This is a genomic window from Thalassobacterium maritimum (assembly GCF_031127805.1).
Classification (GTDB): domain Bacteria; phylum Verrucomicrobiota; class Verrucomicrobiia; order Opitutales; family Coraliomargaritaceae; genus Thalassobacterium; species Thalassobacterium maritimum.
Genome location: NZ_JARXHW010000020.1, coordinates 11,755 through 34,305, shown reverse-complemented (window position 1 = coordinate 34,305; position 22,551 = coordinate 11,755). Strand labels below are relative to the sequence as shown.

General features: G+C 52.9%; 21 protein-coding genes. 6 read left to right on the top strand and 15 right to left on the bottom strand.

Going from position 1 to position 22,551, the window contains the following annotated elements; genetic code table 11:
* Nucleotides 1-109: 109 nt before the first annotated feature.
* The 12 genes from QEH52_RS10090 to QEH52_RS10035 all read right to left on the bottom strand — a co-directional run bounded on the left by QEH52_RS10090 (nucleotide 110) and on the right by QEH52_RS10035 (nucleotide 11,702).
* Nucleotides 110-499: a BlaI/MecI/CopY family transcriptional regulator gene (locus tag QEH52_RS10090; protein ID WP_308950172.1), complete on the bottom strand. Its 390-nt coding sequence runs from the start codon at nucleotides 497-499 to the stop codon at nucleotides 110-112.
* A gap of 158 nt (nucleotides 500-657) precedes the next feature.
* On the bottom strand, nucleotides 658-2,268 hold the full coding sequence (locus QEH52_RS10085) for an ABC transporter permease (protein ID WP_308950171.1): 1,611 nt from the start codon (nucleotides 2,266-2,268) through the stop codon (nucleotides 658-660).
* Between the two features lie 2 nt (nucleotides 2,269-2,270).
* Nucleotides 2,271-3,911 carry a hypothetical protein gene (locus QEH52_RS10080; RefSeq protein WP_308950170.1) on the bottom strand — a complete coding sequence of 547 codons (1,641 nt, stop codon included), beginning with the start codon at nucleotides 3,909-3,911 and terminating at the stop codon, nucleotides 2,271-2,273.
* Nucleotides 3,912-4,000: 89 nt separating this feature from the next.
* Complete coding sequence (locus QEH52_RS10075; protein ID WP_308950169.1) at nucleotides 4,001-4,198, bottom strand: hypothetical protein; 198 nt, start codon at nucleotides 4,196-4,198, stop codon at nucleotides 4,001-4,003.
* An 81-nt stretch (nucleotides 4,199-4,279) separates the two neighbouring features.
* A complete protein-coding gene (locus QEH52_RS10070) occupies nucleotides 4,280-4,912 on the bottom strand; it encodes an ABC transporter ATP-binding protein (RefSeq protein WP_308950168.1) in 633 nt (210 codons plus the stop codon).
* 7 nt (nucleotides 4,913-4,919) lie between these two features.
* On the bottom strand, nucleotides 4,920-5,300 hold the full coding sequence (locus QEH52_RS10065; protein ID WP_308950167.1) for a GntR family transcriptional regulator: 381 nt from the start codon (nucleotides 5,298-5,300) through the stop codon (nucleotides 4,920-4,922).
* A 185-nt stretch (nucleotides 5,301-5,485) separates the two neighbouring features.
* A complete protein-coding gene (locus tag QEH52_RS10060; protein ID WP_308950166.1) occupies nucleotides 5,486-7,489 on the bottom strand; it encodes a hypothetical protein in 2,004 nt (667 codons plus the stop codon).
* A gap of 119 nt (nucleotides 7,490-7,608) precedes the next feature.
* The gene (locus tag QEH52_RS10055; RefSeq protein ID WP_308950164.1) at nucleotides 7,609-8,070 is read right to left on the bottom strand and encodes a hypothetical protein; all 462 of its coding nucleotides are present in this window, start codon (nucleotides 8,068-8,070) and stop codon (nucleotides 7,609-7,611) included.
* A 204-nt stretch (nucleotides 8,071-8,274) separates the two neighbouring features.
* Nucleotides 8,275-8,865, bottom strand: coding sequence for a fatty acid desaturase (locus QEH52_RS10050; RefSeq protein ID WP_308950163.1), 591 nt, complete (start codon nucleotides 8,863-8,865; stop codon nucleotides 8,275-8,277).
* Between the two features lie 357 nt (nucleotides 8,866-9,222).
* Nucleotides 9,223-9,588: a hypothetical protein gene (locus tag QEH52_RS10045; RefSeq protein ID WP_308950162.1), complete on the bottom strand. Its 366-nt coding sequence runs from the start codon at nucleotides 9,586-9,588 to the stop codon at nucleotides 9,223-9,225.
* A gap of 42 nt (nucleotides 9,589-9,630) precedes the next feature.
* On the bottom strand, nucleotides 9,631-10,146 hold the full coding sequence (locus tag QEH52_RS10040) for a GbsR/MarR family transcriptional regulator (protein ID WP_308950161.1): 516 nt from the start codon (nucleotides 10,144-10,146) through the stop codon (nucleotides 9,631-9,633).
* 95 nt (nucleotides 10,147-10,241) lie between these two features.
* Complete coding sequence (locus tag QEH52_RS10035; RefSeq protein ID WP_308950160.1) at nucleotides 10,242-11,702, bottom strand: NAD-dependent succinate-semialdehyde dehydrogenase; 1,461 nt, start codon at nucleotides 11,700-11,702, stop codon at nucleotides 10,242-10,244.
* Nucleotides 11,703-11,862: 160 nt separating this feature from the next.
* Here QEH52_RS10035 and QEH52_RS10030 point away from each other — a divergent pair, with 160 nt between their 5' ends.
* On the top strand, nucleotides 11,863-12,531 hold the full coding sequence (locus QEH52_RS10030) for a hypothetical protein (protein ID WP_308950159.1): 669 nt from the start codon (nucleotides 11,863-11,865) through the stop codon (nucleotides 12,529-12,531).
* A gap of 71 nt (nucleotides 12,532-12,602) precedes the next feature.
* Here QEH52_RS10030 and QEH52_RS10025 read toward each other — a convergent pair whose 3' ends face one another.
* Nucleotides 12,603-14,606, bottom strand: a complete 2,004-nt coding sequence (locus tag QEH52_RS10025; protein ID WP_308950158.1) for an intermembrane phospholipid transport protein YdbH family protein — start codon at nucleotides 14,604-14,606, stop codon at nucleotides 12,603-12,605.
* 199 nt (nucleotides 14,607-14,805) lie between these two features.
* Between QEH52_RS10025 and QEH52_RS10020 the strand changes: the two genes are divergently transcribed.
* The 5 genes from QEH52_RS10020 (at nucleotide 14,806) to QEH52_RS10000 (ending at nucleotide 20,275) form a co-directional block, all read left to right on the top strand.
* The gene (locus tag QEH52_RS10020) at nucleotides 14,806-15,603 is read left to right on the top strand and encodes an indole-3-glycerol phosphate synthase TrpC (RefSeq protein ID WP_308950157.1); all 798 of its coding nucleotides are present in this window, start codon (nucleotides 14,806-14,808) and stop codon (nucleotides 15,601-15,603) included.
* Between the two features lie 45 nt (nucleotides 15,604-15,648).
* Nucleotides 15,649-16,479 (top strand): 16S rRNA (adenine(1518)-N(6)/adenine(1519)-N(6))-dimethyltransferase RsmA, encoded by an 831-nt coding sequence (gene rsmA / locus QEH52_RS10015; RefSeq protein WP_308950155.1) that lies wholly within the window; start codon nucleotides 15,649-15,651, stop codon nucleotides 16,477-16,479.
* A gap of 111 nt (nucleotides 16,480-16,590) precedes the next feature.
* Nucleotides 16,591-18,354 carry an ATP-binding protein gene (locus QEH52_RS10010; RefSeq protein ID WP_308950153.1) on the top strand — a complete coding sequence of 588 codons (1,764 nt, stop codon included), beginning with the start codon at nucleotides 16,591-16,593 and terminating at the stop codon, nucleotides 18,352-18,354.
* A 97-nt stretch (nucleotides 18,355-18,451) separates the two neighbouring features.
* Nucleotides 18,452-19,768, top strand: coding sequence for a dicarboxylate/amino acid:cation symporter (locus QEH52_RS10005; protein WP_308950151.1), 1,317 nt, complete (start codon nucleotides 18,452-18,454; stop codon nucleotides 19,766-19,768).
* A 45-nt stretch (nucleotides 19,769-19,813) separates the two neighbouring features.
* The gene (locus QEH52_RS10000; protein WP_308950150.1) at nucleotides 19,814-20,275 is read left to right on the top strand and encodes a RidA family protein; all 462 of its coding nucleotides are present in this window, start codon (nucleotides 19,814-19,816) and stop codon (nucleotides 20,273-20,275) included.
* A 5-nt stretch (nucleotides 20,276-20,280) separates the two neighbouring features.
* Here QEH52_RS10000 and queF read toward each other — a convergent pair whose 3' ends face one another.
* Entirely contained in the window at nucleotides 20,281-20,655 is a 375-nt protein-coding gene (queF, locus tag QEH52_RS09995; protein WP_308950149.1) for a preQ(1) synthase, read from the bottom strand.
* Between the two features lie 24 nt (nucleotides 20,656-20,679).
* Entirely contained in the window at nucleotides 20,680-22,362 is a 1,683-nt protein-coding gene (locus QEH52_RS09990) for a PAS domain-containing hybrid sensor histidine kinase/response regulator (protein ID WP_308950148.1), read from the bottom strand.
* Between the last annotated feature and the right edge of the window lie 189 nt (nucleotides 22,363-22,551).

Genomic DNA, 22,551 nt, shown 5'->3' with positions numbered 1-22,551 from the left:
AGACATTTTAGCGTAGCGAACAATAGCAAAGCGCATAAGGCGCCAACCCAAAGCGTATGCAAAAGCGCCTCTACCAACAACGGCGCCGTCAATTGATTATAAAACTCGATCATGACACATCGTTGTTGGACTCATACTCTTTAAGTAACCTGCGAATTTCAGCCACCTCACTGGCATCCACTGAGTCTCCATCCAACAGCTGCTGCATCACTGCGCTCGGACGTCCGCCAAACAACTGCTGGACCCACCCGCGAATCAAAGGCGAAGTCACTGCCGCACGATCGACCGCCGGCGACCAAAGGTCCGCATTACCACTACTCGCTTTCTCTCGCCGCAGATAGCCCTTCTTCTCCATGACCTGCATGACAGAAAGCACGCTGGTATACGCACGCTCCTTCTCATCCGTTAGACTCGCACGCACTTCGCGCACCGTCTGCGGCGCAGACTCCCAAAGCACGCCCAGAATTTGTAATTCAAAATCAGATGGTTTCTTCGACATAAATTGCTTTCGTATAATGATCTACTGTGAACACAGTAGACAACAATACTGTAATTACAGTAGGCGCAAGATTTTTCTATATCTTAGCTCAAGGTCGACCTATTTAATCTTTAGAATTTGGCGTGCTCAGAACAACGCGCATCTCAGAGCAATCGATCCTAATTCTCCGCTGGCAGTTGGTAAGAAACCGTTTCGACATAAGTGCCGACTAAGTTTTGCTGGAGAAAATACAATTCGAGGCGATCCATTGCGTTCACCATAGAAGGCAGGCCCGAGAATGTGATTTCGAACTGGCCTGTAGTCAGTAAACCCAGCGCAGACGAGGAGTTGCCACCACCACGACGGCCGACCGCAACGCGGCTCGAAACTGGATCTCTCAAGACAAAATAGCCCTCATCCAAACCGTTCCCTAATTGGTGCTCTAGAGCATCACTCCCTAGATAGCTAAACCATAACACGATATCGCCACTCCCCCCATCAATTCCATCCAAATCTAGTATCAATCGGGTCGCGCCGAGATCCATCCTAGCGGCTGGATCTAGCGGCAAACGAATTTTATCGGAACGATAAAAACGAGTCGCAAATGTCGTTGAAAACTCACGATTCCCTCGCATGTCCTCAACCCTTACAAAAGGGCTGGAAAAGAGCTGTTTATTCCCCCCTCCCGATCTAAGCCCCTCCGCCATTATATCCTCTGGAAAAAGCGAATGGACAAATGCATCACTGTAAGTCCGTTGTTTAGACCAATTTTGATTACGATCATTACGAGCGCGCAACCAACGCCCCTCACTATCGAAACTGCGCAAGGCCTCTATATCTGCTATCCAGCCTGCAGGCAAACTGCTCCATTCATACCGTGCCTTCAGACCATAATCGCTGCCAGTGCTCACTTCTCGCCAGAGTTCAACCGTACGATCGACATGTCCGCTCCGACTACCTGGCAAAGGATAATCAGTACGCGTAAACATAATCTCGCCCAAATCAAACGTGGCCCCCTCTGGCCGCATTATATTAGATTCTGGCAGCGGCTCATACGTGGGCAACCTCCCTGCGAGCATCATCAAAACCAACACCCCAGCACAAATCAGCCGATGACGCCAACGTCGCCCAGGACATTGCAAATGTATCCAATAATCAAATACATTTAACACAGCGACAAATATAAGCACAATTGCTTCCAAATATGGAATCGAAGAGATGCTATACCAGATACCATCGAGAGGAAGGAGCTTACGCCCCGCGGTTAGAACAATGTGTCCCAGCAACAAAAACACAAAAGGTACACCTATCAGCACTGCGAATGCCTGCCCTGAATCCTTCGTCAGGCTTCCTGCCAGAAACGAACATTGTCCCAATATAAAGGTCAACAACAGCATCGCCCCGATCGCATGAGACGCCCCGGCCCACCCACTTGGGAAGATTGCCCCCATCACGGCGGCTTGCAGCATTTGCGGCAGTACGATCCACAGTAACCAGAACACATATTTACTCACAACTAAATGACCGCATTTGATCGGTCGCGTAAGCCAGTAACTTTTCGAATTTTGCAGATTCTCCTTTTGCACAATCTTGATCACCAGGACCGCATGGAACAGCATTTGTACCAGCATGCTGAGCAGTATCGCATATTGTAGAAAACTCCAGTATCCCCGATCCCAACCAAGCGGAGTCCGCAGTCCCGCAATCATGATCACTCCCACAATCAGCACGACAGTCCAAGCGATGAGCCAAGGGCGCAAGAATCGCGAGTCGTTCTTAAGTAAATGCACAATCATAGTTCATTCCTTTCAGCTCTTTCGATAGTCTCTGGCGTCACCAGCGCAAAGTCCTCCGTCGTCACATCCACCACCGAAGTGCCCAAATAGCGCGGCTCGATATGCAATAACTCAAGCCGTTCAGGCTGCGTAAGATCCGGCAGATGCCATCGACTGCCATTTTCCTTAAAGGAAGGCTCGATATAACGACAACTCAAACTCTGCGAAAAAGAGACACCACTCGCCCTGATGCCCATTGCAGGAGCTCGTTGTCCCGAATTCGAATCATAGAGCCACCAGTTACGGGAAATATGACTCCATCGTTGCTCGATGGGTCGCTCCCACATCTGCTTCGGCGTAAAGTACATTAAGCGAGCTTCAAACTCATCGCCAGTCTGAGCATAGCCCTGCAAGTGATAGCGACTACTAGCAGAAAGCCCGCCCCCCTGCTCAGCTAAAGCAATACGCTGACTCAACTCATGCCGATAAAAGTCAACCCGCACCCGTAGCTCCAAACGTCCTGGAGTCGATTGATAGCGTTTGTAGATCGAAGTCCAGGCGCCAAATAACAATACCTCAGTCTGCCCCGTGACCGGATGAAAATACTGCGGTCGCGTAGGTGGCTCACCCAGCAATTCTGTCATTCGAGCGCTTGTCACTGGCGGCGCTGGAGCCGTATACCCGTGATTGCGTATGAAATGCGTTCTCAGCGGCGGGTCATAAATCACGACATCGCCCGACTCAGAGATCCAACGCGCTTCGAGCAAACGTGCCGAGTAGGTCAAAGTCGGATCCAAACCTTCAATTTCAAAACGTCCCCGCATAAACCAAAATTCTTCGGCACCATTCTTCCAATAAGGGGGCACCGATTGCGCATAGGTGCTGCGACTCGTGTCGCCTTGATTACGCTGCACGGTATAGGAACTATGCTGGCTCTGTCGTTCAACCGTGATTGTGAGTCCCTCAAGATCCACCACCTGTTCCGACATCGCGTGTCCTACCAGAGAGACATCCGTTAAGAATTTCACTGGCTTCCACGCAGCCGCTAAAGTAATCGCGCCCATCAACCCAACCACAGCCAGTCGCCAGGAAGCACGCCCTCGATACTGCGCCCACATAATTGGAGCAAATATTAACAAGCCAGCCAACGAAAGTCCTACCTCCAGAAGCAACTGAGCCGCCTCGGGAGACTTCACGTAGATCCAATTCGCCTCGCGCCAAGAGTAGCGTCGCATAGTATCAGCCAAGGCCAACAGCAATGCGCCTCCGAAAAAACAACGTAAGACATAACTATACATCTTCTCCGAAGCAGTCGCTACAGCACCAAGCACCGCCACCAGCCCGAAATGCACCCCCCAGTAGTGGAGGGTAAAAGCCGCCAGCGCGCCAGTGCTCCGATCCACCCACAACAGCGGCAGCAATTGCGACAGATAAAATGGCAATAATAACAACACTACTGCGAAGCACCAGCGACTCAGTAAAATCTGCCCCGCAGACACAGGACGTGCGCACAAGCAACTCTCCTTACGCCCAGGATGCGAAGTCTGAAAAAGGAGGCCAACTAAAATCAGCATCAGCAAATACGCGATTCCAACGGGCATCACCTGGCTAATGCCCGCAAACAGCAACTTGCCGCCGAGGACCAAAGCTAACCCCATAACTGCGAGCATCCAACAACAGAGCCACCACACCAACAACCAACGGCGGCAGCGTGTGAAATCGAACCAGAATAGTGCTCTCAGTGCATTCACAAAGACGCTCCCTTTCCACCTCGTTGCCGGGTCACCGCAATGAAAATCTCTTTCAAGCTCATGGCACGCTCCTCGAGCGCAACGAGTCTGCCTAACTTCGCCAATTCCCCGCGGCAATACTCTGCATCAAAGGTATCGTCAACAAAGCGTAGTTCCGCCCCGGCACACTCGACTTCCAGCCAAGTTTTAGGCACAGCTTCGCTCGCGCACGGCCCCTCAAAATGCGCGGCGACTCGCCGATAGCGCCGCTGCACTTGTTCAATAGGTTCACTAAATCACATCCGACCGTCGGCCAAAATTCCAACATAATCCGCCAATCGCTCGACTTCGTCCACATCATGCGAAGCCAAAATCACTGTCCAGTCGCCCTCCCCCACGAGTTCCAATAAACCACTCGACAAGTCCTCTCGAACCACTGGATCCAAACCCGAAAAGGGCTCATCCAAAATCAATAGCTCAGGTCGATAAGCCATCGAGCACAACAGACGTAACTTCATCTGCTCACCGCGACTCATGTGTGCAACCTTACGCAGCAAAGGCACATCCAAGCTGCTCTGTAGTTTCTCTTGAAAAGCCTCGTCCCAACTCGGATATAGAGGTTTGAGGAACTGAATCATTTGCTCACCGGTCATCCAATCAGGCAATTCCTGAGGCTCTGCAACATAACCAATTTTTTGATAATGCGCAGGCCGCAATCGAGTCGACAAAGTCCCCAAGACCACGGCTTGCCCACTGCTAGGCTGCAAAGTATTAATCAACATCGAAAGCGTTGTCGACTTACCCGCTCCATTGGCCCCAAGAAAGGCATACACTGATCGACGCGGCACATCAAGGTCCAGCGCATGGACAGCTTTCAACCGCCCGAAATGACGTGAGAGTTTAGTGGTATGAATAGCAAGTTCAGTCATAATAGGTTCAACGGTTAAGATTTTTCCATGTGCTTCGAAGTCGAGCCACTAACTGCCCTTCAGAGAGTCCAAGTCGCTTAGCCTCAACCACCAGCGCTTCCAGCGGTTTCTCCATCAGAGCTGCCATTTCATCCTGTGAAATTACCGCCTGCTCACGCACACGCGTTCCAATGCCAGGCTGAATCTCAAGAATACCTGCCTGAGTTAATTGTGATACTGCCTTCTGCGCTGTGTTTGGATTGATTCGCATCTCACGACTCAAAGTCCGCACCGAAGGAAACGCATCCCCCGGACGCAAACGCCCCTGAGCCACAGCCTTCTTTACGGCATATACAAGCTGTTCGGAAACAGGTTTACCTGGCTGATGTTGAACTTCAAACGGGAGCACTAAGTGTATTAGTTACCATAGAACACCTTAAGTCAATACAATCTTAAAACCGCAAGCTAAAATGTAATGCCAATGACTTGCTTCAGAGTCGCATTAAAACCTCTAACATTTGATCTAAGTTACTTTCAGAGCACGACCAGAAGCCTAATGGCGCAGGTCTGAGTGTGTATTCTTCGTAATAAGTATTAATTCACTACAGAAATCATCACAGGTCCATAATCGGAGGGCTCTTCGCTCTGCGAAACTGGCTTGCGCTGCTTTTCGATTTCTTTGAACAGCGGGACTTTTTCTTCCGCATCAATCCGCGCATCTTTAACCGCCTGATAGGCTGCATCTGGGTCACGCTTAGCCCACTCACGTATGGTGCTGGACTGCGTATCTTTACGCACCGCGGCATTGTCGACTGAGTTTGCCCAGATAAAGGCAGACTCAGGCTCGAAACGGACCACCTTCTGCGCGAGCGCTTTGATAGAAGCATCTCGCAGCTTACCAACCTCTAAACTGTCCACCCACTCCGAAGCTGCGAGTGGATCCACATTCACGTAGGCTCCTGCGATGCGACTATAGATATCTTTTTCGTTCTTCACACCGTCCTCCGGTAAATGCTCCAACCAAGCGACCGCCCCCTGTGGATCTTGATACGCAAGATTACCAATCACATCTCGATACACACGTGAGCGCTGACTGACTTCGAAAGTCTCTTCAATATATCTGGCCGCACCGGCCGCATCTTCCGCGCCCCAGACGCGCAGCAGTTCACTTTGCGAACGGCGAATGGCCTCCTCATCAGTCAAATGCCCCATCCATTCAATCGTGCTAGCTCGATCGTAAGCGGCCCACTCCCGGACCAGCTGAGGTGCGACCCGCTGCTGCAAAACTGAATCGTTATGCTCCAAAATAAATGCCGCCGCAGTCTCCGCACCCTGCCTCAGCACCTGATGGGTAATACTATCGAGCACGCGTGTGCGCTCATCATCATATTCAAGACTTCCCGCAAAACGAATCACAGATTCCAAATCATCTTGCGCCATTTTGTTGGCCACCGCCCCCAAGGCATTCAAACGAGCCTGTCCGTAGGGCAGGCTGATTGCATAATCAACCGTACGCGCGAGATCACTATCCGCCATGGCATAGATCGTACTGCTCATTTTATTCTTCAAATCTCCAGGTGACATACGTGCTTCTAGCCAGGAAAGCATTTCGACAATTTCATCGAAGGACCTTCCACGCGCACTGCTCTGTATTTGCACTTGCTGGAGCAATTCCTTTTGCAACTCCGGATCGGACTGGGAATCAATAATCTCACGCACGGCCTCAAAATCATGGGAACGAATACCTTGCAAGAGTTCGGTTCGGGCGCGAAAGACGCCACTGTCCATTGGCAGAGAATTAATCCAAGCGAGCGCTGCATTGAAATCGTCCTGTATCCAAACATCCAGACTACCCAGCAGTGCAAACTTCTTTTCATCTCCGGGGGGCATCGCCGCAGCCATTTGGCGCGCCTGCGCAGGGTCCGTCTCAGCCAGCGCCTGAAAAACAGAACGATACATCCATTGACCTTGTCGCGCAGGCAACTGGCCCGCCTGTAGCAAGCTGAGCACACGATGCGGTGACTCCATTGCGGCGCCGCCAATCACCGAAGCGATCATTTGCTCACGAATTTTCTCTATTGGAAGACTTTGGGCGGTCGCCCAGGCGGCATCAAAATCCTGCTTCGCCCACTCTCGAAAAACATAATGCCTCAAACTTTGTTGATATTTATAATCAAGCGTTTCTACGTATGCTAACATACCCTGCGGATCTGTGGCGATCCACTGTTGCTGCACCACATTTCTAAGCTGCCCAATGCCCTCCTCCGATTGATCGCGAATCTGATCCAATATGCGCGGATAATCTTCCACCGAAATCGTCGACATCATTTCCGCCAGCGCGGCATAACGGGCCACAGGAGTCATTCGCTCATAAGCCTCCAACCATTCTTGTGAAAACCCTGACTCAGGCTCAAATGCTTCGAATTCCGGTGAAGCCCCTGAGTCCTGCACTGAATTCGAAGCAGGCAGCGAGGACGCCCCGGAGAAGTGCGACTGCCCCGAAGTGGACACCACAGGCGCCTGCTCGCTTCGCCCAAAAAGAAAATATCCCACAATTAAACCACAACCGAGCGCCAAGAGAGGGGATATAATTTTCATGCCCACAAAACTACACAAAGATTGGTTAATGGGAAGATCGAATCGCTCTCATCGAAGCACAATTTGGCTAATGCTTAATCTAGCAATCCAATCCAGCCCGCCAGCTGTTTTTCTTATGATCATTCATATCTAGCCTCCTGCGTCACAAAACTTTGATACGCTCGTATCACCATAAATCCTAGCAACCAAACCGCCACATACGCATAACCTAGCACTAGATCGAAAAGAGCCAGAGCACCGATCCAACTCAAATCATTGAGCCTTTGCGCAGTCCATCCAATGAGCACAAACATCGTGATCACTTGAACCAGCGTAAATATCAGCGGCAACATCAAGATGTATTTCACCCAGCTTCTCGCATCATCAAAATTAATTCGCCCCCAAAGGAAAACAATTGTGATCAAGTATTGAACGCCCCCATACAAGACAGAGAGCACAACGACAAAACCAATAACAACTGTCCACTCAGGAAGTGTATCATAAAGATCTCCTGTTAGGCTTTCGAGCGCATAAGCGATCAGCCCGAGGACGACTGGAAACCAAATCGGGCTCCACAGGCATAGTTTAAAATATCTTTTCATAGTTATTAACACGCGAGGGGAGCGGAACACTTGTGCGGGCAAGCCCACTTGCGCACACCTCAACGCCCTTCGACTCACTATCGGCGGGCGTCACAAGTGAAGCCCCTACGTTTCTTTCCTACAGTTCGTGCAATATTGATCTGCTTCAGCAATAAGGCGAAAATCTGTAGATATATCATGGTAAAAAATAATGGATATACTCGGCTATTTAGTTTTTCCGTATATTGCTTTGAGTTCTGGTCTACCAGGAAGGTCCCTGGGAAGCTTTAGCTTCCACACTAGACCAATGGCCTGGAGCGCCTGAAGGGCCCACCAGCCCGGATCGTGTTGTGATGCTCTCAGACCGAGCTTCGCAGATTCGGGATATGCATGATGATTGTTATGCCAAGACTCTCCCATGCTGAGTAATCCTATGTGGGGAAGGTTGTGCCCTTGAACTGCGTGCCCTTGGAGGTGCCAGTCACGTTGCCCTGTATTATGTGCGAAATACCCCACCAACCAATGCCCAATCAGAGAGATTGTAATACGAACCGACACAGTCCAAATCACAAATGGCCAACCACCAAGCAGGTAGAATAAAACAGCCCATGGCACTTGCTGGAGCATCCAGCCCTTCTGCATCTGCTGGTATATTCGATCCTGCGCGATTCGTGGTTCTATCTTAAATTCCGGAGGATGCTTCAATCGTAGGTCACAGTGCATTTGCCAAATATAATCACGCCAAATCTTACTCTGGTGAACAAAGTAGGGATGACATGCTTCATGACGTTGCGACCAATCACGGATGTCGTGCATGTATAGAATGCGAAACGGTCCTCCCATCCCGACCACCGTTCCGAGATGGACTAAGACATACTCAAACCAACGAGGACATTCGAAACTTCGGTGCACAAGGAGCCGGTGCAAGCCTATGGAATGCCCTAAGCAAAGGGTCGCAACTGTAAATACGAATGCTATAGATACTGCACCGTAACTAAAAGTAAAGATCCCCCCAACGACTGCAATGACCGCATGAAAACTTAACCAAAGGGACTTAACGGGTGCCCAAACAACACGCCCTTCCACTGGGTTTGTCTTATGATCAAGCTTTCGCATTCGAGGTATTTCTTGTACATTCATGATTCAGCTCCGATTAATATTTTGAAATATTCGCTACAGCTCTGCGACGTGACGGCGGCCTTTCTTTCGCATCTTGTCGAAGTTGAACATATTGAAGAAGTGCATCGCGCCGAGCACCATCAGGACGATGCCGACCTTCGTGGTGAGGTACTCGACTGCGGCGACAACGGTCTCAGGATGTCTGCCGTATTTCAGAAACATCAAGACGAAGCCGAGGTTGACTAAATAAAAGCCGACCCGCAGCAGGTGATTGACGGCAGCGGCCATCTCATCGTTGCCGTGGAAGGCTTCGACCAAGAAAATATGACCGGCTCGGTAGAGCGTTTGTGCGACCCAAACCGTCATGGCGATCGTGGCTGTGGCATAGAGTGCGTAGGTGAGTAAGATTAATGTATTCATTGTTTTTTCTTTCTGAATGCACCCCGCAATCTGTGCGGGGCGTTATTTAAATCGTTTAATTAAGAAGGGCAGCACTTTGCTCTCTTCGGAGCGGGCTACTTTATCGAGAACGAGGTCGGCGGTCTGTACGAACTCGGCGAGCGCTTTAGTTTGCGAGGCGAAGAGCTGCTGCTCGGGGTCAGTCTTCTTATAGGACTTCGACGAGGAGGACTGCAGTAAATTGAGCGCGGGGTCGATTTCGCGCCGCTTACGCTCGCGGGCAATGATACAAAACATCGTCCAAACATCCTTTTCGGCTTCGAAGTATTCCTTGCGATCGCCCGGATAGGTCACACGTCGAACCAAGCCCCAGCCGACAAGGTCGCGCAAATTACTGTTGGCGTTGCCGCGGCTGATTTTGAGCGCCTGCATGACTTCGTTGGTGTCTGTGGGCTCCACCGCCAGCATGAGAAAGGCATGGATCTGCGCCATGGTGCGATTAATGCCCCAGCTGCTACCGAGCGTGCCCCACTGTGCTATAAAATCGGCCTTTGTCTTTGCAAAATCTTCGCTGTTCATGATTGAAGTTTCAGTAATTACTGAAACTTCGTCAAGGATATTATACACGTAAATTATTATTTTGAAGGCAGAACAAGTTCCGCGATGACTGCTGCTTAAAGCCCGCCCATGCAGAGGTATTTCGTTTCGATGTAATCATCGACCCCATATTTGGAACCTTCGCGACCGTGCCCGGATTCTTTAACTCCGCCGAAGGGGGCCATCGGATTGGAGATCGCAGCCTCATTAATGCCGACCATGCCATAGTCGAGGGATTCACTCACGCGCCAGATGCGGGCGTAGTCGCGGCTGTAGAAGTAGGCTGCAAGCCCGAACTCGGTATCGTTGGCCAGCTGAATCGCCTCGGCCTCGGTCTCGAATTTGAAAACAGGCGCAACGGGACCAAAAATCTCTTCCTTAAAACAGCGCATGGAGGGCGCGCAGTCGCGCAGCACTGTCGGCTGATAGAAGCAGTCGCCGAGCTCTGAGCCTTGTCCGCCAACCGTCGCAACCGCACCTGCTCCAAGCGCCTCGCTCACGATCGCCTGCACACTGTCAACGGCGCTCGGACGAATCAGTGGCCCCATCGTGACCGCCTCGTCGGCACCATTGCCCAGTTGGAATTTTTCTGTTTCCTGGCTAAGTCTGTCCACGAAGGCGTCATACACATCCGCGTGCACCAATAGACGGTTCGCGCACACACAGGTTTGCCCGGCATTACGAAATTTCGCGGCCATGGCTCCTGCGACCGCCGCATCGAGATCGGCATCATCAAATACGATAAAGGGCGCATTCCCTCCCAGTTCCATGGAGGTGCGCTTAACGGTGTCGGCGCACTGCTGCATCAGCTTCTTGCCAGTCGCGGTGGAGCCTGTGAAGGTGAGCTTACGCACGATCGGATTTGCAGTCAGCTCGCCGCCGATCACGGATGAGTCACTGCCACACACGACATTGAATACGCCGGGCGGCAGACCCGCCTCTTCGCCCAGTGCGGCTAAAGCGAGTGCCGACAGCGGAGTTTCTTTAGCTGGCTTGGCCACAAAGGTGCAGCCCACCGCCAAGGCCGCCGCGACTTTGCGCGCAAGCATGGCATTGGGGAAATTCCACGGTGTGATGGCGGCCACCACGCCGACCGGACGCTTCAAGACAAGCACCCGTTGATCCTGACTGGGTGCCGCCAGGATATCGCCATCGATGCGTTTGGCCTCCTCCGCAAACCATTCTAAATAATGCGCCCCATAGGCGATCTCTCCCTTGGCCTCGGAGAGCACCTTGCCTTGCTCGGCAGTCAACAAAGCCGCAAGGGCGTCCTGATGCTGCATCACTAAATCGAACCAGCGCCGTAAAATATCTGCACGTGCTTTCGCAGTCTGCGTCTGCCAATCGGGCAGTGCCGCCTCGGCCGCCTCGATGGCGCGCCGCGTCTCCGCGACGCCGCAATCGGCCACTTTCGCGAGCACTTGACCGTCGACAGGGTTGCGAATTTCGAAGCAACGCCCATCCTCGGCATCGATCCACTCACCGTTCACATAGGCCTGTTGCTGTAGAAGATTTGAAGCTAGTTTCGTCTCAGTCATAGCACAAGTAAGGTATACGAGTGCCGACATCCTGCAAGGCTCAGCCACATTTACTGCCACATAGGCAGCTCCAGCTGCCGTCATCCGGATTCGAACCCTTCGCACATTAAGAACATGCCACAATTTGACATTTTGGCATCAATTAAGCTCAGTAAATGGCATGCCAAAGGTTAGACTCGAATATCGCCATCAACTGAGCCTCAACGACCTACACTTCATCAGTTCCGCGTTGGCAGGCGACAGCCCTCGCGAAGCCGAAGCGATCGCTTACTTACTGGTCGACCCCGCCACCGTCGACACGATTTTAGACCAGCCCGCGCTCTTGGACTACGTGCTCGCGAGCCCGGACACCCTGCGCATCAGCCCACGCCTTTACTTTTATCTACTCAGCCGGCACAGCTTAAAAAGCTCCGGCTTAGACAGCCCGCAACTCGCCGACTACGTGTCGGGGGTATTAGAGTTCTTCATGCACGCGGGCTTCCATCCTCACACCAATGGACGCGGCGTATTCTATGTGGTCGACTGGCTGCAACAAGTCGACTACAGCCCCGCTGGCAAGCGCTACGAGCTCTACGTCATGGCCGGCGAGCACCTGCTGTTTTTGACGGGCATCTTTCCCAATTTCATTGAAAAGCGCAGCCAACGCCGTGCCGCGCCGGCACTTTCTTTTTACGAATCCATCGGCGAGGCCTCCTACCGCTCCGCCGCACAACATCCTTTTAGCCAGAAGACAGACACCACTGAGCTCTATCAAAGCATCGCCGACGCCTTCCCTGCCGTGCGCAGCGCACTCAACGATCTGTCCGATCGCTTGATGTTCCTCGATTAAGCCTTCAGAGCGAAGCTATGTTTCTAAACATGGATAACAATGCATGCCATTGATGCCACATACCGCCGTATTTAAAACTCCAACTCACCACGCTGGATCATGCGCAGCAATTCCATGACACCGGCAGTGTCATCGACATTCACATTGAGATCAAAATCCACGGGCACGATCACGTCCCCCTGCTGAGATTCGCCGAAAAGCTCTAATCGAAAGGGGCGTGTGGCATTACCGTCCGGAAATACATCAATGCTAAATTGCTGCAGCATCAAATCCTCAAAAGCGCGTTCAGCCATCCTGTACTGCTGGTAAGTTGCACTGCCGGCGACCATACCGCGGGTGAGCATGCCCTCCACATCGTAGCGCAAGCGTGCGCCCTCTGCGGAGTCCACTTCCAGGCGACCGTCCGCCAGGATCGCTTGGCCCTGCTGAAAAGCCCCGACTAAATAGCCTGATGCGCGGCCACTGATCTCTCCCTTGAATTGTGGCACCACTTGAGCCAGCTGCGACAGATCGACAGAGTCCAACTGTATCCGAAATCTGCTATCGTCGAGTCGTTGCAAATCGACTCGCATGGGATCGACTCGTAAGCTTCCACCCAGGAATCCTGCCCGCACGGGCGACACGGCGATTGTCCCCTCCGCATCCACCTGAGTCGACAGTTGTAGCGCATCCAATTCAAAACCAAGCAGAGCCAGACTGCCCACCTGCAATTGAAGGGATTCAGGCACAAATGGCCCCTCGGCCCTACGTAAATCAACTTGCGCCCATATATCTGTAGCCGTCAGCCCCTGAGAACTCAGCTCCAAACTGGCGACTTTGGCGTCCACCGCTGCACTGGCTTCGCGAAGCTCCCAATCCTCGAGCAGACCGCTGCCTTCAACTTGCAGCGCCATCTGCAGACTGAGATCATCGGGCAGTCCCGAAACTTCCAAAGCGCGCAAGAGCTCCGCATCCAACGCATTCGCTTCCAAATAATAGCGTGCACGACCTGCGCCGCTGAGTAAGCGCTGCCAATCATCATGCGCCAACGAGAACGCAATCGACTCTCCGAGACGAAGTTCCGCAGCGAGCTTCTGATTGTCGAGCCGCACCGCCCAATCACCGCTGGACTCCATCCAAGAGCCCACTCGCACGCGCTCCACGCCTCCCTTCAGATACGCGCGCTGGTGCCCCCGCCCATCGAAGGCAAAGCCAGCGGCTGCGTTTTGTAAAATCAGCTCCCCTGCAGGTGCATACACCTCGACCGCGCCTAAGTCGGCCAAAACACAAAAGCTCAATTGATCAGGCTCCGAGCCTAGCCAACGCGCATACCCCGAAGCATCGACAAAGCCATCTGCCCCTTGCAATGCGTTCAGATAAATTTCGCCCGCGGCCTCGGTCCACACTGACGAGAGCCCGCTTAAATAGCTGGCTTGAAAAGTATCCCAATCGTTGGCACGCAGGGTAAAGTCCAGCGACAAGCCAGCGCCCGCTGCCAGCACTTTAACGCGTGCGTCCACATCCACAACAGGGCTGCTCAAACTGGCCGCAAGATGAGTCGCCCCGTCCATACCACGTAAAACTGAGAGCTCTAGGCCCCCCTGCATCTGCAGCCCAGCCGCTTCGATCCCCCACTCCTCGACCTTCAACTCCAGCGACGCGACTGGCAAGGAATCGATTGAACTCGCCCACTGCGCCACTTGCTCTGCAAGCTCGAATGCTTCCTCTCCCGCAGCCCCCTGCTCTGCAACCGCGGGGGTCTCCGCACCTTCCCCCAACTGATAACGTAGCCGATCGATCTGTATCCGCCCGATAAAGCCAGCCTCGAGCGAATAAAGCTGATTCCATGGGAAAACCACACTCAGGCCCTCCACTTGCAGATTGTCCTCCAGTCGATAGTGTTTGACCTGTAATCTTACAGCGGAAGCACTCAGGTCGATTGACTCTAGCTCCAGCTGCGCCCCGCTTGCTTCCAGTCGCGGCAATAATAAGGCCTCAACAATCTCAATCCGCTTGAAATAGAGTAACGCCAGCCCCGCAAATAGTAGCAGTGCCCCCACGAATAGAACGCGCCTCAAGCAAACCCACATGGACATACGCGTCTTCACTCGCTTTTAGCTTGCGCGAAGAAGCCCTCCACGAGACTCGCATTCGCTTGAGATTTCCGTCCCCATAATTGAATCATATACTCACAGAGAATACATCCCGACCGTACGCAAGTTCAAGCGAATAGCCGCAAAGCATAAAACTCCGGCTTGAACTTCGCCCAGAGCGCAGACACCTTCCATCTATAGTATGGACAAATTATCCGAAATCATGGCCGCCAAGCGGCACTCTTTGCGCAACCAGATACGCCCCGTCCGCGATCAGGAACTGGAGCGCTTGGGCCGTATGCAGACTCAAGGCGGTAGCTTCCTAAAAGCGCTGGCTAAAAAAGACCGCCTCTCCGTGATCGCCGAGATCAAGCGTAAGTCTCCCTCCGCAGGCGAAATCGCCTCCGCCACCCTCGATGCGGTCGAGCAAGCCCGTGAGTACATCAACGCTGAGGCCGACTGCCTATCCGTATTGACTGACACCGATTACTTCGGCGGCACATTAAAAGATCTCTGGGACGTGGTCGAATTCCTCGAATGCCATGGCCGCAAGACGCCTTGCCTGCGTAAAGACTTTATGGTGCACCCTGTCCAAGTCGCGGAAGCGGCCGAGGCCGGAGCACGTTGTATTTTGATCATCGTGCGCGCCTTGGCGGACGACGAGATCAAAGCCCTGCGCGACGCGGCCGGCATCGCGGGCCTCGACGCTCTCTACGAGATCCATGAAGAACGTGAGCTGGAGAAAGCCCTCAAATTCGATCCGAAAATTATAGGAGTCAACAATCGCGACCTCAAGCGCTTCAAGACCGATCTCGCGACCTCCGAACTCTTGATTCCGCAAATTCCCGACCACATCATCAAAGTCAGTGAGAGCGGCATCTTCGACCTCGAAGACGCAGAGCGCGCCAGCGCTTGCGGTGCCGACGCCATACTCGTCGGCGAAGCTCTCATGAAGTCGGAAAATCCCGAAGAACTCATCGAAGCCTTCCACAACGCTTAAGGATCGCCCAGCTCCTAATTTCTAACTTTCAACTCCTAATTCTCCTTGCCATTAAGCCCCACAGCCACTCGTGAGCTCCTCAATCAATTGGAGCACTTTCCCAACAAAAAGCTGGGTCAAAACTTCTTGGTGGACGGCAACATCGTGCGCAAGTCCATCGAGCTCGCAGAGATCGGCCCCGAGAGTGCTGTCGTCGAGGTCGGCCCCGGCTTGGGTACATTGACGCGCGCCATACTCGCCAGCGGCGCTTCCCTCTGGGCAGTGGAACGCGACGCGACTCTGGCCGAGCACCTGCGCACGAATGTGCTCCCAGAGCAGCCACGGCTGCAATTGATCGAGGGCGACTGCCTCGACCACCCGATCGCCGAACTCCCCACCGAGCGTGCCGAACACGGTTATAAAATCGTAGCCAATCTCCCTTATGCAGTCTCCACCCCATGGATGGATGCCGTGCTCTCGGGACCACTGCCCCAGCGAATGGTGCTGATGCTGCAAAAAGAAGCCGCCGACCGCTACGTGGCCCCCCACGGTAGCAAAACCTTTGGCGCGATCTCCATCTTTCTCCAATCTGCCTACCAGATGCACAGCCGACACCTAGTCTCCGCACAGTGCTTCCACCCAGCGCCCAAGGTTGATTCCGTACTGCTACGGCTGGACTTACGAGACGATGCCGTGCACTTCCCCCCAGAAATACGCGCCTGCATCCGACGCGTTTTCACCCTGCGCCGCAAGCAACTCGGTAGTCTCTGCCGAAAAGAAAGTACGCCGGGCATCACCGCTTGGTTCGAGCACCTGCTACAAAAAGGTTACTCTGCGAGCATACGCCCCGAAGAAATCACCTATCAAGATTGGTGTGAACTGCTGCAGTTTTGCTAGCGTCAGGCAAAATTGACGGCTCTTTTACCTTCGTCACAGGAACTTAACCTACAGCGCACCTTTCCAGCTTTCAGCCTAAGTGCGCCCCCACTAGCGTCCGGCCATACCACTATGGCTGCACATGAAAACATCCACTTGGACGAGCTGATCACACACTCACTCTCCGTCCAGCACAACGAAACACTCGAGACCACCAGCCGACTCGCGGCACAACATGAAGTCGATTTCCTCGCCGTGAAACGCGGCGAGACGGTGATCGGCCTATGCTCTGCCGTTAAAATCAATAAATGCCTGAGCGCCCGCTATGGACACGCCGTCTATGCACAGCGCAACGTCGCGGAATTTCTAGTTGAACAGCCGATCATCGTCAAAGACGACACCGACGTGCACCAGGTCTTGAAATGCGTATTCAATCGCCATCACGAAGACTTCTATGACGACATCATCATTATAAATCAGCAGGGCCAACTCCGTGGCCTGATCTCCATAGATGCTCTGATTCGCGTGCAAAACTCACTGCTACACAAACAACTGAAAAAAACCGACGAGCACAAACAGCGCCTACAATGGAAGAACGACCAGCTCGAGCACCTGACCGACGAACTGGAACAGGCCAACAGCAAGCTAATCGAAGCACGCAACGTCGCGGAACAAGCCACGCGCCTAAAAAGCGAGTTCCTCGCCAATATGAGCCACGAAATCCGCACCCCGATGAATGGTATCGTGGGCATGCTCTCGCTCTTGGCCGAAACGAAACTCGACAGCGAACAACACGAACTGGTCTCTACCGCGGACCAAAGCGTGAATGCACTGCTACGCATCATAAACGATATACTCGACTTTTCTAAAATCGAAGCCGGCAAACTCAGCATCGAACACGAGGCCTTTGACTTGCACCAGCTGCTTCGCTCTTGCATCACGCTTTACCAAGAACGCGCTCAAAGGAAAAACATCGAGCTCAGCTATACCGAGAGTGCACTCCCCTATCAACTGCTGGGGGACACCGTGCGCCTGCGTCAAATCGTCAATAACCTAATCAGCAACGCAATCAAGTTTACCCAAGCTGGACAGGTATCGATCATCAGCGAAATTGTCAGCGAACAAACTGATCAAAGCGTCATTCGCATCCGCATTCGCGATACAGGCATCGGCATCGACCCTGAGAATCTGGCAAATCTGTTCAAGCCATTCGTCCAGGCCGATGGCTCGACTTCGCGTAATTTCGGAGGCACTGGCCTAGGGCTCTCCATCTCACGCAAGCTCGCGGAATTAATGGGCGGCCAAGTCAATTGCGAGAGCACCCTGGGCGCGGGGTCGGAGTTTTACGTCAGCATTCCATTTCAAAAAAGCAAGCCAGTGGAAGCGACTCCAACAGATCCTCCAGAGCCGAAACCGTGGGCAGGCGAGGCCAGCGACAGTCGCTGCCCCGCCCCCCAAGCGCACGCCACACCCGAAAGGATTCATGCGCTTGTGGTCGAAGACAATGCAGTCAACCGTAAGGTCGCTCAGCGATTTTTAAAGAATCTCCACTGCAATGTATATTTCGCTGAAAATGGGGCCATTGCGATCGAGCGACTTAAAGAACGCACGTTCGACATAGTGTTCATGGACTGTCAAATGCCGGTCATGGACGGCTACACCGCCACTCGTTTGATTCGCAAAGGAGTATGCGGGGCCAACCGAACCAACATATTCATATCAGCCATGACTGCTCACGCCATGCAGGGCGATCGCCAGAAATGCCTCGACTCCGGCATGGATGCCTATCTAACCAAGCCGATGCGGATGGCTGATCTACGGGCCGTGCTCGACGAATATCGCAGTCAGTCCGAAACACTGGCACCATTGCCAGCGAGCATTCAACGCGCGGGCTGAGGGCCGATTTTGCTACCAGTCGTCCAAATTCGTGCTGGCCAAATCCTTTGTCACAATGAAATGCTACAAGCCTCACAAATTGTAGTGCTCATTGATTATGACAACCAATCCCATCCGCTGGAAACTTCACTGGCAAATCCTGCTCTCACTGGTCCTCACGATTTTATTCGGAGCATGGATCCTTCCGCACACGAGCGAAGGCTTCAGCGCAGGCGCCATCAGTTTCTGCCAGTTCATCGGCAAGCTTTTTATGAACGCATTGAAGATGGTGATCGTCCCACTGATCGTGGCCTCGATTATCAGCGGTGTCATGCACCTCGGCGCAGAAAAGGGTGTCGGCCGCATGGGCTTTAAAACTTTTGCCTACTACACCTTTAGCGGTGCCGCAGCCGTGATCATTGGCCTGATCGTGGTCAATATTATCCAGCCAGGTGACGTGAATCCAGAGACAGCCACCGCGATGCTTGGCTCGGGCGCTGAAACCTCTGTCAGCCAGGGCTTGATGAGCAAAGTTGAAGGCCGCAGTTCCAGCGACCTCTTCGACATCTTCCTGCGCATGTTTCCGGCCAACATCGTCGACGCAGCCACCAGCAACGGCCAACTATTGGGTGTGATCACCTTTTCCATTCTCTTTGGTGCCTTCATCGGTAAACTAAAGCCTGCGCAGCGCGAGACGCAGCAAAAATTCTGGGAGAGCGCCCAGGAGGTCATGCTACTATTGACCGATTTCATTATACGTTTCGCACCCATCGGGGTATTTGGCCTGGTGGTGCCTGTCATATTCGAGACCGACCTCGGCGATCTATTTGGCACCCTTGCCTGGTTTTTCATCACCGTGCTACTGGCGCTTACGCTGCACTTTTTGATCAGCATGGGCTTGGTACTCAAATTCGTGGCCAAGGTAAACCCGATCACCCACTATAAAGAGATGGCGCCCGTGCTGCTGACCGCATTTTCGACCGCCAGCTCCTCGGCCACCTTGCCGCTGACGATTGATACAGTCGAAGAACGCGCGGGCGTGTCGAAAAAGACCTGCTCCTTCACCCTACCACTCGGAGCAACGGTGAATATGGATGGCACCGCACTGTATGAGTGCGTCGTCGTGCTCTTCATCGCCCAGCTCTACGCTTCCACTGGCCAAGTCGCTCTAGGACTGGGCGACCAACTCTTAGTTGTGTTTTTGGCGCTCACCACCAGTATCGGTGTCGCGGGCATCCCCGCCGCGAGCCTCGTGGCGATCGCTGTCATTTTGCCCGCAGTGGGCCTGCCTGTCGAAGCCATCGGCGTGGTCTGGCTGACTGACCGCATACTCGACATGTGCCGCACGGGCGTAAATGTGTTTTCCGACACCGTCGGCGCAGTCGCCATTGCAGCCACTGAAGGCGAAAAGCCCTACCAGAACCTCGAAGATTGAAGCTTCCAACATGGAAGATCGAATTTTAACCCAAGCACCCAAATCATGAGCCAAACAAATGACCGCCTCGCCGAACTCGGCATCGAACTTCCTACCGCCCCCGCCCCCGCGGGCAGCTACGTGCCCGCCATGCAAGTCGGCAATCTGCTCTACCTTTCCGGCGCAATCTGCCTAGTCAATGGCGAGATGACACACAGCGGCAAGATTGGAGAGAGCCGCGACATCGCCTACGGCCAAGCAGCCGCTCGCGTGTGCGCGCTCAATTTACTGGCCGTCGCCAAGGCTCATCTCGGCGAGCTCGATCAAATCAGCCGCATCGTGCAGCTGAATGGTTTCGTCAACGCAGTGCCTGGCTTCGCCGATAGCCCCGCAGTGATCAACGGCGCATCCGACCTACTGGTCGAAATTCTCGCCGAACGCGGCAGCCATACCCGCGCCGCCGTCGCAGTCACCGGCTTGCCCAAAGACAGCACTGTCGAAATTCAAGCGATCTTCGAAATTGCTTAAAAGAACTACGCCGAGAACGGGAAGGTCGTCGGGCCGTCGTAGCCCTCTTGCGCATCTTCAACGATCACATTAGAGCGAATGCCGCCGCGTCCGCGCCAAATCGTTTCTAAGCGTGCCCAACGTGGTTTGCAGACATCAAACAAATCTTCGAATATCTGGTTGGTGGCCGCTTCGAAAAAGATGCCCTTATTGCGGAAACTGTGCAGGTAGAGCTTCATCGCCTTGAGTTCGATGCAGACCTCGTCGGGCGCGTAGCTAAACACCACCGTGGCGTAGTCGGGATGCCCGGTCATCGGGCAAGTCGAGGTAAACTCCTCCTGAATGTGCTGGATGGTGTAGTTGCGCTCTGGGTTTGGATTGGGAAATGTTTCGATGTCCATGCCACGCACAGTGCCCAGCAATTTCTAAAATTCAACTTCAGATAAGCGCATCGCGAGCACATCGGTAATTTTCGCACGCAGGTCATCTGCATTGACCGGCTTAGAGACAAAGGCGTCCGCACCATGCTCTCGACACACCGCCTGCGTCGACTTGAGCAAATCCGCCGTCAATACAATCACAGGCACTCGCTCCAGTCCGCAACTGGCCTCATTATAACGAATCGACTTTAAGACATCGATCCCATCGATGCCCGGCATATGCAAATCCAGCAGAATGACATCGTACTGACCGGGCTGGTATTGATCGAGTGCTTCTTGCCCGTCTCGTGCCGTCGTTAAATCGTAGCCCATGCCCTCCAAAATACGTGTTTGATAATGCAGGTTTGCTGCATTATCTTCTACCATTAATATCGAGACAGGCTGGCGACGTAAACTGCCTGGCGAGTCTGTAAGTTGAGACTCACCCTCCACGCGAGAATCCAGCTCCTGCTGTGTCTCGGATGCCCGAGGATCTGCCGCAAGTTCCTGATTTTCAACGGGTGCATTTGCGACCAACGGCTCAGCCCGCAAAAGACATATATAAAAGCTAAATTTTGCGCCCTCACCTACGCAGCTCTTAACCGAGATCTGCCCGTCCATCAATTCGACATAGCCTCGACACAGGGCCAAGCCCATGCCTGCGCCACCCTGCGCACGAGTAAAAGTGGCATTTCCAAGCCGAAAAGGATCAAACACGTGTTGCAACAACTGGGCATCAATTCCCACGCCCTCGTCTTCAACATCGACATGCCAGATGATATGCTCCGCATCCAAGGAGCTCACCACACTATGCAGCTTCACTAAATTCACACCTGAAAATTTTGCTGCATTCTCCAATAAATGTAAGACTACGCTCTTTACCTTATTAAAATCCCCAATCACCGCCGCATCAGCAGGCAATTCAACAGACGGCTCTTGCTCAAGTTCGACCTTAAAAGCGGGCCGCTTGCCTCTCAGTTCCAGCACCACCTCATCCAGCAGCTCCTCCAAAGTAAAGCGATCCTGCTTCAACTTCTTTTTCTCAGGGTTTAACTCCGCATACTCGATGATACGATTGATCGTCTCGATCAAACTCTGGCCCGCATCGTTGATCGCGCGCACCATCTCTAACTGCTCCTCATCTTCAACTTCCTCTAGCAGCAGATCCGAAAAGCCCAAAATCGGGTTCAATGGTGTGCGCAGCTCATGGCTGACGGTGGCTAAGAAGTTAGACTTGGCAGCATTCGCCGCATTGGCCTCGTCCCTGGCCTCAATCAATGCATTCCGAATTTGTCGCGCCTCCGAGATATCTTGAATCACGCCATACAAACAGTTCTTGCAGTTGGCTAATGAGCGACCGCTCTTACCAATAACTCGCACAAATTTATGCACGCCAATCTTCGTAACCAACTCACACTCAAAATCATAACTGCCGCCCTCCTCTTGTAAACGAATGAGCGCTTGACGCATTTTCTCCCGATCCGCCTCCACATAATAGGACAAACATTCCTCAAAAGCGGGCGGCTGCTGTCCACGCTCCAAGCCATGCACATCATACACCCCTTCAGACCAATAGACCACCTCTTCATCGATGTTATAGACCCAAGCACCCATCGATACGATCTGAGCGCCCTCGATCAAACACTCATGCTGTAAATCTTTATATACCTGGTCAAAGTCTTCTTGCATACTAACAGCGCACCGACCAAGACAAATTATTTTGCTCAGTAAGTTACTATTGCATACGATAATAAGGGCAACCAGCGGCATTAATAAAGCATACACTCGGCAGATTCCGTTAATTACTGGTAAATATCATAACACAAAGTATTGATACAGCCATAGCATATGATTCGCTGCATATAGAACACCTCCAGC